General features: G+C 46.6%; 12 protein-coding genes. 4 read left to right on the forward strand and 8 right to left on the reverse strand.

Features of this window, described 5'->3' with window-relative positions:
* Positions 1-34: 34 nt before the first annotated feature.
* Positions 35-1,687 carry a chaperonin GroEL gene (gene groL / locus ICN30_RS07110; protein ID WP_015421938.1) on the reverse strand — a complete coding sequence of 551 codons (1,653 nt, stop codon included), beginning with the start codon at positions 1,685-1,687 and terminating at the stop codon, positions 35-37.
* Between the two features lie 26 nt (positions 1,688-1,713).
* Positions 1,714-2,004, reverse strand: a complete 291-nt coding sequence (locus tag ICN30_RS07115; protein ID WP_015421939.1) for a co-chaperone GroES — start codon at positions 2,002-2,004, stop codon at positions 1,714-1,716.
* Positions 2,005-2,322: 318 nt separating this feature from the next.
* Between ICN30_RS07115 and ICN30_RS07120 the strand changes: the two genes are divergently transcribed.
* The 4 genes from ICN30_RS07120 to dacB are packed head-to-tail and all read left to right on the forward strand — an operon-like array spanning position 2,323 to position 7,817.
* Entirely contained in the window at positions 2,323-3,135 is an 813-nt protein-coding gene (locus tag ICN30_RS07120; RefSeq protein WP_216274378.1) for a diguanylate phosphodiesterase, read from the forward strand.
* Positions 3,136-3,148: 13 nt separating this feature from the next.
* Positions 3,149-3,772, forward strand: a complete 624-nt coding sequence (locus ICN30_RS07125) for a response regulator transcription factor (RefSeq protein ID WP_046330786.1) — start codon at positions 3,149-3,151, stop codon at positions 3,770-3,772.
* Between the two features lie 7 nt (positions 3,773-3,779).
* A complete protein-coding gene (locus ICN30_RS07130; RefSeq protein WP_216274380.1) occupies positions 3,780-6,209 on the forward strand; it encodes a response regulator in 2,430 nt (809 codons plus the stop codon).
* Positions 6,210-6,257: 48 nt separating this feature from the next.
* Positions 6,258-7,817, forward strand: coding sequence for a D-alanyl-D-alanine carboxypeptidase/D-alanyl-D-alanine-endopeptidase (gene dacB / locus ICN30_RS07135; RefSeq protein WP_216274382.1), 1,560 nt, complete (start codon positions 6,258-6,260; stop codon positions 7,815-7,817).
* Here the strand turns inward: dacB and ICN30_RS07140 are convergent.
* The 6 genes from ICN30_RS07140 to pyk all read right to left on the reverse strand — a co-directional run bounded on the left by ICN30_RS07140 (position 7,763) and on the right by pyk (position 14,091).
* Positions 7,763-8,857, reverse strand: coding sequence for an L-threonylcarbamoyladenylate synthase (locus tag ICN30_RS07140; protein WP_216274384.1), 1,095 nt, complete (start codon positions 8,855-8,857; stop codon positions 7,763-7,765). The genes dacB and ICN30_RS07140 overlap by 55 nt on opposite strands.
* Before the next feature lie 2 nt (positions 8,858-8,859).
* The gene (locus ICN30_RS07145; protein WP_216274386.1) at positions 8,860-10,044 is read right to left on the reverse strand and encodes a 5-(carboxyamino)imidazole ribonucleotide synthase; all 1,185 of its coding nucleotides are present in this window, start codon (positions 10,042-10,044) and stop codon (positions 8,860-8,862) included.
* A gap of 3 nt (positions 10,045-10,047) precedes the next feature.
* On the reverse strand, positions 10,048-10,542 hold the full coding sequence (gene purE, locus ICN30_RS07150; RefSeq protein WP_216230276.1) for a 5-(carboxyamino)imidazole ribonucleotide mutase: 495 nt from the start codon (positions 10,540-10,542) through the stop codon (positions 10,048-10,050).
* Between the two features lie 81 nt (positions 10,543-10,623).
* Positions 10,624-11,520 (reverse strand): phosphoribosylaminoimidazolesuccinocarboxamide synthase, encoded by an 897-nt coding sequence (locus ICN30_RS07155; protein ID WP_216274387.1) that lies wholly within the window; start codon positions 11,518-11,520, stop codon positions 10,624-10,626.
* A 7-nt stretch (positions 11,521-11,527) separates the two neighbouring features.
* Positions 11,528-12,592, reverse strand: coding sequence for a class II fructose-bisphosphate aldolase (gene fba, locus ICN30_RS07160; protein WP_216274390.1), 1,065 nt, complete (start codon positions 12,590-12,592; stop codon positions 11,528-11,530).
* A gap of 62 nt (positions 12,593-12,654) precedes the next feature.
* Positions 12,655-14,091 (reverse strand): pyruvate kinase, encoded by a 1,437-nt coding sequence (pyk, locus tag ICN30_RS07165; RefSeq protein ID WP_216274392.1) that lies wholly within the window; start codon positions 14,089-14,091, stop codon positions 12,655-12,657.
* Between the last annotated feature and the right edge of the window lies 1 nt (position 14,092).

Here is a 14,092-nt window from a genome sequence, read left to right on the forward strand (position 1 = left end):
TCTACAGCCAGATAGCTGAGGAAATTTGCAGCAATTACATCATGCCGCCCATTCCACCCATACCACCCATGCCGCCCATATCAGGCATGCCACCACCAGCGGAATCATCCTTTGGTGCTTCGCAGATTGCGCAATCAGTTGTCAACAACAAGGCTGCAACAGAAGCGGCATTAACCAATGCAGTTTTTGTTACCTTAGTTGGGTCGATCACACCTTGAGCTACGAGGTCGCCGTATTCACCAGTTGCCGCGTTGTAACCGTTGTTGCCCTTGCTGGCCAACACTGCATTAACAACTACGCTAGCTTCATCGCCTGCGTTAGAAACGATGATACGGATTGGCTCTTCCATTGCGCGCAATACGATATTGATACCTGCGTCTTGGTCAGCGTTATCGCCTTTCAAGCCCTTGATACCTTGCATCGCACGTAACAACGCTACGCCACCGCCAGGAACAATACCTTCTTCAACCGCTGCACGAGTTGCGTGCAATGCATCATCAACGCGGTCTTTCTTTTCTTTCATTTCAACTTCAGTAGCAGCACCAACACGAATCACTGCAACACCGCCTGCCAACTTGGCAACGCGCTCTTGCAACTTCTCTTTGTCGTAGTCACTAGTCGCTTCTTCGATCTGAACACGGATGTTCTTCACGCGCGCTTCGATTGCTTTAGCATCGCCAGCACCGTCAATGATGATGGTGTTTTCTTTGCCAACTTCAATACGCTTCGCTTGACCTAAATGCTCAAGAGTTGTTTTCTCGAGTGTGAGGCCGATTTCTTCAGCAATCACTGTGCCGCCAGTCAAAATCGCGATGTCTTCCAACATAGCTTTACGACGATCGCCAAATCCTGGAGCCTTAACAGCACAAGTCTTGATGATGCCGCGAATGTTATTCACAACCAAAGTTGCCAAGGCTTCGCCTTCAACATCTTCTGCAATGATCAACAATGGGCGACCAGACTTCGCTACTTGCTCGAGTACTGGGAGCAAATCACGAATGTTGCTAACTTTCTTGTCAAACAAGAGAACGTATGGTGTTTCCAATACGGCAACTTGCTTCTCAGGTTGGTTGATGAAATATGGGGAGAGGTAACCGCGGTCAAACTGCATACCTTCTACAACTTCAAGCTCATCTTCCAATGACTTGCCATCTTCAACAGTGATAACACCCTCTTTACCTACTTTTTCCATTGCTTCAGCAATACGCTGACCAATGCTGTGATCGCTGTTAGCTGAGATTGAACCAACTTGAGCGATTTCTTTAGTAGTTGTGCAAGGCTTGCTAATTTTCTTGAGCTCTTCGATTGCAGCTGCAACCGCTTTATCAATACCGCGCTTCAAGTCCATTGGGTTATGACCTGAAACTACGTACTTCATGCCTTCACGTACGATAGATTGAGCCAAAACAGTAGCGGTAGTTGTACCGTCACCAGCGATGTCATTGGTTTTGGAAGCAACTTCCTTCACCATCTGAGCACCCATGTTCTGGAGCTTGTCTTTGAGTTCGATTTCTTTTGCTACGGACACACCATCTTTAGTGATAGTTGGGCCACCAAATGAACGCTCGATAACTACGTTGCGACCTTTTGGTCCCAAAGTTGTTTTTACTGCGTTCGCAAGAATGTTTACGCCTTCTACCATCTTGGTACGGGCGTTATCTCCAAATACGACGTCTTTTGCTGCCATGATTGAGTTCCTTTCTTAGGTACCGATTACTTCTGTACAACAGCCATGATGTCTTCTTCGCGCATTACGAGAAGCTCGTCGCTGCCGACCTTAACTGTTTGACCTGCATATTTGCCGAATAACACGCGATCGCCAACTTTGACGTCTGGTGCATTCAACTTGCCGCTGTCATCACGTTTGCCTGGACCAACTGCCAATACTTCGCCTTGATCTGGCTTTTCAGCAGCAGCGTCCGGAATGATGATTCCAGAGGCAGTTTTTGATTCTTGATCTAAACGTTTAATGATTACGCGATCATGTAAAGGACGCAGATTCATTCCTTCTCCTATGTTAGTAAGTGTTAACTAATTAAAAAACCAATATAAATCAATGTGTTGCAATCTCTTAACACGAAGGCAATAAGCTTTTCAGCTGAATAAGCCTGTTTTAGCACTCGCGTGTAGTGAGTGCTGATTATATAGGTCTGATTCCAGGGATTTCAAGAGCAAATTCACCTTAAATTTCAAATGGGCATCCTGCACTTTCTATAATGGAGGCAGGCAAGTAGGGAGATTCCTACACATAAATAAGCCTTAAGCCCTTACCCCTCCAATCTGTCCTGCCTAGACTGGCTATTCAATGATTGGAGAATGCTGATGAGCCCGAAATCCCGGCTGTACACGCTTGTAAAGGCTTGGAAGAACAAACCCTTCCACGAAGTGCGCGATGCCTGCGGCCAGCCTTGGCTTGGTCTTAGCGGCGAAGCGCTCGAAGAACACCAATCCTGGTCCCAGCGACAAGCGATTAGTAACGAACCCATCTTTAACAGCCAAGGAACTAAGCTGACGAGCTCTTTATTTAGACCATTACTTACCGCCACCGACACACAGCTCCTCAGACTATTCATGGAGGGCTTGGACACTATTACGTATTGGTACCGTAGTGGTCGCTTCATTCCAGGCATCTTGCCTATTCCAGCGCAACATCTAGCCTCCGGTAACTTTATAGATGCCTTGAGTGACCTGATTTTGAATTCTCGACTACCTGTTGGTCTTGTGAGTTTGGGCGCGCACAAGCTCAACGAGCTTGACTCCATGAATTCCTGCATGGAAGGTCTATTACGCATGCGCCGCCTTGGCGTCTTAATCCATGCCCTCGATTTTTGTGGTGCCAGCTCACAAATTCAATGGATTGAGCAAATAGAGCCAGAGGGTATTCATATTGAGATGGGGCAATTTCGTACTGATGGCTTACCAAACGAAATGATTTCGCTTGGTCAGAAATTCCATACCCAAATCTATGCCAGCAACATCACCCTGGTGAAGGATTTAGAAAATGTCATGGCAATGGGAGCGCACCACTGTTATGGCGGACTAATGATGCCACCGGTAAGTCGACATCAAATGCTACACACGAGCGATAGCCGCATCGCTAAAGCCATTTTTTCGCTGCACCCTCATAAAACCTAAACGGAGACAAGTAATGAGAAAACGCGTGATGTTGGTAGATGACCATCCAGCTATGCTGATGGCATTAAAAAGTATGTTGCAGGATCAATTGCTTTTTGAGATAGCAGGACAGGCACAGCATGGGGAGGAATGTCTACGCTCAATCAAAGAAGTAAATCCGAATATGGTGATTCTAGATTTGGATATGCCCAAGACGGACGGCTTTGATGTCATCCGCCGAATTGGTTTGATGCATCCAGAAGTTCGCATTTTGGTCCTATCCAGTCTGGATGAAGCAGTCTATGGCGGCAGAGTGCGATCCTTGGGTGCCCATGGCTTTGTCAATAAGACCGCTGGGGCTGATGTCATTTTGGCTGCATGCGTTGCTATTTCGCAGGGATATACCTTCTTCACACACGGGAAGAACGGTAATACCTCCTTAAGCGATAACGATAAGTTGGCATTGATATCTGATCGTGAACTGCAGGTCATGAAGTATCTCGGAAAAGGGAATACGAACCAACAGATATCAGACCTACTGCACATTAGTAATAAGACGGTGGCAACCTACAAGACCAGAGTCTTTGACAAACTAGGCATTAACAATATTGCCGATTTGATCTTGTTCTGCCGCATGAACAACATCATCGAAAGCTAAAGTTGGTATGCATCGATTTATATTGAAAAAAGTATTTTCTCTCTGCTGCATCTATGGAGGCCTAGTGCATGCTGGGCCTTTTAGTACGGTAGAGCAATCATGGATCGATGCCCGCCCAATCGTACGATTTAGTATTCATGAAAAATATGCGCCTTATCTCGCCGAATCCAATAAAGGAGAAAGTGCAGGGCCATTTAAATCCCTCTTGTCGAGAATGGAAGAGTGCACCCGACAGCAATATGTTCCCGTATGGAGAAAAACAGATTCAGAAGGTTTGAAGCAACTCAGCAGAGGCGAAGTAGATTTCATCATTGATCCACCAAGCATTGATGATCACGTATTGCAATTCGGGTCCTTATCAGAAGCCATCTTTTGGGGGCATGATGTTATTGTCACTAAAACCTCAAGCAATCTGGACTCAGTCAATCTCAAAATCGCCTACTTTGATCGGGGTCTTGAGAATGCACCTACCAGTGCTGATAACTATGATCAAAACCAAGAAACACAATCAGCTAAAGCCTTAATTCAATCACTCGTTAAAAGCGATATCGAGGCGCTAGTCATGCCTATTCGCTTGGCGCGTCGATTACTAGAAGAGTATCAAAATTCAGACTTAAAAATAGATGGGCTATACAGCCGAGATCCTTTTGCTTATCGATGGTTGATATCCGATCACGCCGCTCCTTTACAGAATATATTGAGTCACTTTCTCGAGGACTTAGATCCCATTGCTTCTCGCCAACTCTTTGCACTAGAAAGTGAGTCTAGACAAAAATCAAGCATGCTACCTTGGCTGGGCGCCATCCTCCTCTTCCTTTTTGGTGGGACGATGTTTTACCAACTCCAAAGAAAGTATTTTCATCAGAAGCAAGCTACCGTTGAATTACTGCACTCCAAGGAGTTAGCCGAAAAAGCAAATGCGGCTAAGTCTGCTTTTCTAGCAACTATGAGCCATGAAATTCGTACGCCGATGAATGCCATTCTCGGAGTACAAGAACTACTCCTGGGCAGCGAGCAGTTTCCTCAAAAAGATAAGTCGCTATTAAAGAGCGCTCAAGCGTCAGCCGAATCTCTTTTGGGCATGCTCAATCAAGTGTTGGATATTTCCAAAATTGAAGCCGGCAAACTCACTCTGAATTTAGAGCCTTGTAATCCACATCAATTGATTATGGATATTCATACCGCGTTTTCAACGGTAGCTAAGAAACAGGGGCTATTACTCCACACTTCGATTGACCCAAGAATCGCTGAAGTCCTCATGATTGACTCCTTGCGCCTGCGCCAAGTGCTTCAGAATTTACTCAGCAATGCAATTAAGTTCACTACGGAGGGTGAGGTGTACTTCTCCATCACTGTCCTTGCGGACGATCATGCAGGCCAATTACTCGAGTTCAGGGTGATTGATACCGGGGTAGGCATGGGCAGTGAGCAAATCAAATTAGCTCTACAGGCCTTTGAGCAATTGCCCATTACTCAAGACTCATCTCTATCAGAGCAAGAGAGAGGCACAGGGCTTGGACTGACCATCACCAATCATCTGGTGAACTCCATGAACAGCCACCTCTATTTTGAGAGTGCTCCAGGCTTTGGAAGCAATATTCACTTTTCAGTAGCCTTTCCTAGAACGAGCATTGCCGCTCCCCAGGTTACTGACTTTGATTCACTCGCAGCGTCATCCAGAAGTTTGATCTCGAAAAGAGCAAGCCGAAAAAGCTGTGGCATTCATGCTTTGGTAGTCGAAGATCACCCAGCCAGCCGCCAAATTTTGTCCCTGCAATTAGAAGCGCTTGGCATCAATACTTGCGTTTGTGAAAATGCAACGGCGGCACTAGAGTTACTAGAAGACCATCACTTTGATCTTATGCTGACAGATCAATCCATGCCTGGCATGCAAGGTTCTGAATTAGCTAAACAAATTCGATCTCAAGGCAATCGTGACCTCATCATCATTGGTGTCACTGCCGACATTTACGCCTTAGACTCTCGCCATCAATTTTTATCCTCTGGGATGAATGGTGTACTTATCAAACCACTAAGCTTGGGCGCTCTTGAGAATGAACTCTTGCGCTATTTTGAAACCAGCCAAGAGCCCGCCGCTCCTAATGAGGTCTATTCATTCGATGCATTTTCCAATCTCATCAAAGACGACCCACTCCAAATCATTGTGATCCTCGAGGAGATAGAAAAGGTGCATTTAGATGCGCTGGATCAACTAGCCGCTCACAATAGTAAAACCCCAATAGATGAGAAGCAGTTTCAGGGTCTAGTTCATAAAGTCAAAGGTGGGGCGCAGTTGCTACAAGCTACTGGATTTATCCATGCCTGTGAATTACTTGAAGTTGAAGGACCGCTTTCAGGGCGCCTTGAGCGATTCACCAATCTTCTCAAAGAACAAAACCAAACTATCGACATCTACAAGAAAAGATACCAACATTAATTTGAAGCTCTTGTAGGTGATTGAGCCGCAAGGTTTATCCTATAGGGAATGCGCACCAAGAACATTTCATCCTCTACCGCCGCCTTACTAGCCGGTCTATTGACCTGCCTACTGCTCGGCCCAAAGACTTATTCGGCTGATCTGGTGTCCCAAGAGACCGCTTTAAAGTACATCCCCAAAGCTGTAGCTGCGAGCCTTGAAAAAAATCAGATCCCCAAAGAGGCGATCAGCATTTCAGTAGTTGAAATTGAGCCAGGTCGCCCAGGGAAAGTAACTGCAAAAACCGAAGTGGATTGGCGCTCTAAGCAGGCCATGAACCCTGCCTCTACGATGAAGCTCGTCACCACCCTCACGGGCTTAGATGTGCTTGGACCTCAATATCGCTGGCGCACGAATATCTATACCGATGGACTTATTCGTCAAGGTACTCTCAAAGGCAATCTGTATTTGCAAGGTACTGGCGATCCAAAGCTAGTTCCTGAAGAGTTCGCCAAGATGATGAAGGCCCTACAAAATCTGGGCATTCAGAAAATCGATGGCAATCTGTTCTTTGATAGAAGCGCTTATGCACCCAATGTCATGGAGCACAACACCATCGACGGCGAATCGCTGCGCGCCTATAACGTGCCACCCGATCCCCTGCTATACGCCTTTAGAACGCTTTCATTTCAACTGGGTAAATCGCGTACTGCAGACTTTATTGATATTGGCTATACGCCGCCACTATCCCAACTCAAAGTGATCAACCAAATGCAATTAGTTGATCAGTCCTGCGATAACTGGAAAAGCAATATTCGCTTTAACCTTGATCCCGAAGGAGATGGGGCCACTACCAACCAACTCCTGACTGCGCAGTTCTCCGGCAGCTTTCCGAATACCTGTAAGGGAGTGAACTACAACGTTGTTGCTTTGGATGCCAACACCTTTCTTACTCAAGGTTTTGCTGCAGCCTGGGAATTATCTGGCGGAACTTGGACTCAAGCACCCACCGGAAAGTCTAGCGCCGTCCCTCTGGCAGCGCGGTTACTGTTGCAGTTTGAAGGCATTCCTTTGGCTGATGACGTACAAGACATTAATAAGTATTCAAATAACGTCATGGCCAGACAACTCATGCTGACCTTAGCCTTGGAGAAGATGGGTAAACCAGCGACCACTGAAAATGGGGAGCTTGTAATACAGAGTTGGTTAAAGGGACTGGGACTTCAGTTCCCGGAACTCGTGATCGAGAACGGCTCCGGCCTATCACGCAACGAAGCAATCTCTGCCGAGCATATGACGCAATTATTGGTTGCAGCTCGAAACTTACCTGTAGCAGATACTTTTTATAACAGCCTACCGATTGCAGGTACAGATGGCACGATGCGTAATCGCCTCATGGCACATTTACGAAAATTTTTGCATTTAAAGAAAAGGCCTGAGGCGCGAATCAAGACGGGATCACTTGCCGATGTCAGGGCAATCTCTGGATACGTGATGAGCAAATCTGGAAAGATGTATGCAGTGACTTCATTCATTAACCACCCCAATGCTTGGAGAGGTTTAGAGGCGCATGATCAATTATTGGCGTGGCTACTAGATGATGGTCCAGAGCCAAAACAAGCGCGCTGAAGTCGGTCTCTGACGCCATCCCATTCCTCGCCTGCTGGCGGTTCTGGAAATAAAATTAAATCCCAACCCTGCTGATCTAAGTCTCGCAAAGAACGATACAAACGACTTGCAAATGTAGTGCTATCGCTTGGCACAATCACTTCCTCAAAATGCACAGATGGATGTCCATCCTCACCTAAAGAAGAATCTGAATCCCATACCGCAACTGCTACCCGTGACTTGATATCCGGGAACTCACTCAAGGCATCTAAGACTCTGCCTGGCGCATACATTCTTAATGGAGTTGTCGGGGCGTAATGGGCACGCAGGCTACCTGAGACTCTTGGCAGGCCATCGTCTTGCTTAGTTGAGTTGAGTTCACCAGGTAAATAAACTTTGATACCCGTCTTAGAAAAAATTTCTCCAGGAGTAATCAAGCCTGGACGCAATAAGACCGGATGATCACCGGAAGATAAATCAATAATGGTCGATTCAATACCGACTTCGCAATCACCACCATCCAAAATCATCAGGTCTAACATGCCTTCAAATTCGCTACGGACATCGGCAGCTCTCGTAGGAGATACTTTTCCGAAACGATTCGCAGAGGGGGCTACTACTCCACCCTTAAATTTACGGAGTAACTCTTGCGCAATCGGATGGGCAGGCGCCCGAATCGCTACCGTATCCTGACCACCAGTAAGTTCATTTAAAACGCTTTTATCTTTTTTAAAGACTAGAGTTAGTGGACCCGGCCAAAAAGCATTGATGAGTTTTAATGCGTCCTCTGATAAGTCCCTAACCCAGGGCGCTAAAACCGGAAGCCAATCAACTTGCGCCTGATCAAACTTGTCAGGGGCTGCTATGTGAACAATTAACGGGTGATTAGATGGTCTGCCCTTGGCAGTAAAAATCTGTTTGATTGCATCAGGGTTCTTTGCATCCGCGCCCAAGCCGTAAACCGTCTCAGTTGGGAAGGCGACTAAGCCACCATCTCGCAAATTTTGTACTGCTTCGTTAATTACCGCAGATGAATGCAGTGCGCTACTATCGCTGGACATTTCTAGGGCTCGATCCCTAATTCAACAGCGACGGCTGCGCAATTTTGGCGCGCTTGATTCAGCGACTCGCCCAAACAATTGATGTGCCCCATCTTGCGACCCATGCGTGGATCGGATTTGCCATATAGATGTAACTTGGCATCCGGGTGAGATAGCACCTTATCCCAAGCAGGCTCTCTTGCACTATCTTCACTACCTTCGTACCAAAGATCTCCTAAGAGATTAAGCATAGAGACCGGCGCTAGCAAGCGAGTGTCGCCCAAAGGCAAGCGAGCCATACTTCTGACTTGCTGCTCAAACTGACTGCTGACACAGGCGTCCATGGTGTAGTGGCCCGAGTTATGCGGACGCGGAGCAATTTCATTTGCAACGATGTCGCCGCTCTTGAGCACAAAGAACTCAACACATAAAACACCCACGTAATCAATCTTACGAATGAGCGCTTTAGCAGCCTCAATAATTTTTTTCTCTTGGGGAGGCTTAAGTGATGGCGCTGGCACCGTAGAAGTGTGCAAGATACCATCGCGATGAATATTTTGAGAAACTGGATAAGCCACTACTGCATCGTCATATCCTCGCACTACCAATGCGGATACTTCAAAATCCAAATCCATGCGCTTTTCCAGCACGCAAGGCACTCTACCCAATTCAGCCCAAGCAGCAACTAGATTGGCGGAGTCATAAACCGTAATTTGACCTTTGCCGTCGTAACCCATGCGGGCTGTCTTCAGAATGCCAGGAAATAGATCTGCAGGCACATGCTCAATATCTGCATCATGCTCAATGACACAGTAAGGTGCAGGGCCAATATTGGTTTCTGCCTTCCAGGTAGCTAAGAACTTTTTCTCAGCAACGCGGTTTTGAGCCAAAGACACGCAACTGCTACGGGGCGCCACAAAGACACCCAAAGACTCGAGCTCATCCAAAGCTTGAGCAGGAACATTTTCAAATTCAGTGCTTACGGATTTGCATAATGTCGCCATCTCTTTTAATGCAGCGGAGTTGGTGTAATCAGCTTGAATAAATTTTTCAGCAATAGAGCCGGCAGGACTGTCAGACCCAGGATCCAGAACGCAGACCTTGTAACCCATCGCTTGGGCAGCCTGTGTAAACATCCGCCCCAATTGACCACCACCTAAAATCCCCAAATATGAGCCCGGCAAAATGGGCTCCAAACGATCCGCCATCTTTTAATATCCCGGCAAATTCATAGAGCGCGCGGTATCGGACTGCTTCGCACGGAACTCTTCTAACTGTTTTGCTAAAGCAGCATCATTGACTGCCAAATTAGCAATCACATGCAACGCTGCATTGGCAGCGCCTGCTTCACCAATAGCAAATGTCGCCACCGGGATGCCCTTGGGCATTTGTACGATGGAATACAGTGAGTCTTCACCGCGTAAATATTTGCTAGCAACTGGAACGCCATAGATAGGCACAATTGTTTTTGATGCCAACATGCCCGGTAAATGCGCAGCACCACCAGCACCAGCAATAATGGCCTTGAGACCATTTTTAGACGCATTTTCTGCATAAGCAAACATATCGTCTGGCATGCGATGAGCGGAAACTACTTTAGCCTCGTGTGCAATGCCAAATTGCTCCAGCATTTGAGCAGCGTGCTGCATGGTGTCCCAATCTGAATTGGATCCCATTACTATTCCGACTACTGGCTTTTTGCTCATTTACCTCTCCAAATGCCCTGATCTACATCGTTAATCTATCTAAGGCCTTATTATCCCAGCCTTTTTAGGGCTTCAAGGAAATTAGGCCTTAGTTAAGCGAGCGAGGGCTTCGCGGTACTTTTCCGCCGTTTTATCAATGACATCCGCAGGCAAAGCAGGTGCTGGGGCTGTTTTTGACCAAAGCTTGCCATCAACCATGGCAGTTTCGAGCCAGTCACGAACAAATTGCTTGTCATAGGAAGGGGGATTAGCACCCACATAGTAGGTTTCAGCAGGCCAAAAACGGGAAGAGTCAGCAGTGAGGATTTCGTCCATCAATACCAGCTGGCCAGCATCATCTAAGCCAAATTCAAACTTGGTATCAGCAATGATGATCCCGCGAGTCGCGGCATATTCAGAAGCCTCTTTGTACAAACGAATGCTGACTTCACGAATCCGATTGGCCAACTTCTCACCAATCATCTCGATTACCTTGTCAAAGGAGATATTTTCATCATGCTCACCTACCTCTGCTTTGGCGGCAGGGGTAAAAATAGGTTCAGGCAACTTCTGTGCATTTTCTAAGCCTTCTGGCAATGCAATCCCGCAAACTTTTCCAGTCTCTTTGTAATCTTTCCAACCGCTGCCAGCCAAGTAACCACGTACTACCGCTTCAACCAAGATTGGCTTCAGTCGTTTCGCTACTACTGCACGGCCTTTAACCTGGTCTACTTCATCAGCAGGCACAACACTTTCAGGATCAATGCCAGTCAAGTGATTCGGAATTACCTGGGCTAACTTGTCAAACCAAAAGTTAGCCATTTGGTTGAGCACAATACCCTTCTCAGGAATTGGCTGACCCATAACTACGTCAAAGGCAGACAAGCGATCGGTAGTGATCATGAGTAGCTTGTCATCACCAAGCGCGTATACATCACGCACTTTTCCTTTGGAGAGCAAAGGCAAGGACTTAATAGAAGTGGCGTACAAAGCTGGCATATTTATCTCACTTAACGATCTGGGCTAATTTGCCGCTCTTATACAGCTCAGCCATTTTTTCCAAGGGAATTGGCTTAATTTTGGATGCTTGACCCGAACTACCAAAAGCGTTGAAGCGAGCAATGCACACTTTCTTAGCGGCTTCACGCGCAGGCTTGAGGTAATCACGTGGATCAAACTTACTTGGATTTTCGAACATATAGCGGCGGATCGCACCAGTCATCGCCAAACGAATATCGGTATCAATATTGATCTTACGCACACCGTTCTTAATGCCCTCTTGAATTTCCTCAACAGGAACGCCATAAGTTTCTTTCATATCGCCACCGAATTCACGAATCTCTGCGAGCAATTCTTGGGGAACACTGGAAGAACCATGCATGACTAAATGCGTATTTGGAATGCGTGTGTGAATTTCTTTAATACGCTCAATTGCTAAGATGTCACCAGTAGGCTTCTTAGTAAATTTGTAGGCACCGTGGCTAGTACCAATCGCAATCGCTAAAGCATCGCACTGAGTAGATTTTACAAAGTCAGCAGCTTGCTCAACGTCGGTCAATAACTGCTCACGCGTCATCTTGCCATCAGCACCATGACCATCTTCTTTGTCGCCCTGCATTGTCTCCAATGAACCGAGAACACCTAACTCAGCTTCAACCGTAACCCCAATAGAGTGTGAGAATTTCACCACTTCCCTGGAGACATCGACGTTGTATTCATAACTCGCAACGGTCTTACCATCGGCCTCTAAGGAGCCATCCATCATCACGCTAGTAAAGCCACTCTTAATTGCGGCCATACAAACCGCTGGACTTTGTCCATGGTCTTGATGCATCACAACTGGAATATGTGGGTAAGCCTCAACTGCAGCAGAAATCAAATGACGCAAGAATGATTCGCCAGCATATTTACGAGCACCAGCAGAAGCTTGCATGATCACCGGAGAATCTGCTTCATGAGCAGCTTCCATAATTGCCGTAACTTGCTCTAAATTGTTAACGTTAAATGCTGGCAAGCCATAGCCATTTTCAGCAGCGTGATCCAAGAGTTGTCGTAAAGAAACTAAAGCCATATTGATCTCTTAATTAAAAATGTTAGTAATAAATAATTTGAATAAATGTTTTAAGCAGTGAACTACTTCACCTGAATAATCTTGAGTGAGTTCGTACCGCCAGGCTCACCCATAGGCTCACCTGAAGTCAATACCACTACATCACCCTTCTTCACCGCCCCTAACTTCTTGAGGCAATCCTCTACTTCTTGCAGGGCAGTATCACGTTGCTTGGTGTAATCCAGACCAATGGGGAACACATTGCGGTAAGTACTCAAGGCGCGCTGAGTTGTAATCTTTGAAGTTAAAGCAAAAATAGGTAAATGAATATTGTGACGACTCATCCAAACCGCAGTGGATCCTGAATCCGTCAAAGCAGCAATGGCATTGGCATTGAGATGGTGCGCCGTAAAGAGCGCGCCCAAGGCAATCGTTTGATCAATACGTGAGAAGGTTTGATCCAAGAAATCGGTATCTAGTTTTACACGATCTGATTTTTCTGCTTCAACACAAATCTCAGCCATCGCCTTGATTGTTTGAACTGGATACATACCGGCAGCAGATTCTGCAGACAACATCACTGCATCAGTACCATCTAATACCGCATTAGCCACATCACTCACCTCAGCACGCGTAGGTACTGGAGCATTAATCATGGACTCCATCATTTGTGTAGCGGTGATCGTAAATTTGTCAGCTTCGAGCGCCAACTTAATCATGCGCTTTTGTAAAGCTGGGACAGCTGCGTTACCAACCTCAATCGCCAAGTCGCCACGTGCAACCATAATGCCGTCGCTCTCGGCAATGATGCTATTGAGCGCATCAGGCTCAATCGCTTCAGCACGCTCAACTTTTGCAATCGTGCGGACTTTACCGACGCCATGCTTTGCGCTAGCGGCATCTGCCAGCTTGCGGGCATATGCCATGTCAGCACCGTCTTTTGGAAAGCTAATCGCCAGAAAATCTACGCCCATCGCGATCGCTGCATCCAAATCAGAAATATCTTTTTCTGTCAGCGCTGGAGCAGTTAAGCCTCCACCAGCACGATTAATACCCTTGTTATTAGAGAGTGGGCCACCTTGTTCCACCAAGGTAAAGATTTCTCCACCCTTCACACTCTCAACGCGCAATACAACCAAGCCATCGTTCAATAAAAGACGATCGCCCGGCTTGACGTCTTGTGGCAACTCTTTGTAATCCAACCCCACGCGCTCTTGATTACCCAGCTCGCAAGCGACGTCCAGAATAAATTGCGCGCCTTCTTTTAAAAGAATTTTGCTATCAACAAATTTACCTACGCGAATTTTTGGGCCTTGAAGATCGGCCATGATGCCAACCTCTTTGCCAACTTCAGCGGAAATGCTGCGCACCAAATCATGACGCGCCTTATGGTCAGCAACAGTGCCATGAGAAAAGTTCATTCTCACAACATCCACACCTGCACGAATCATCTCGCGCAAAACTTCAGGCTTTTCTGATGCAGGCCCTAATGTGGCAATGATCTTTGTTGCTCTCAACATA

The sequence above is a fragment of the Polynucleobacter sp. 31A-FELB genome (assembly GCF_018882405.1).
GTDB lineage: Bacteria > Pseudomonadota > Gammaproteobacteria > Burkholderiales > Burkholderiaceae > Polynucleobacter.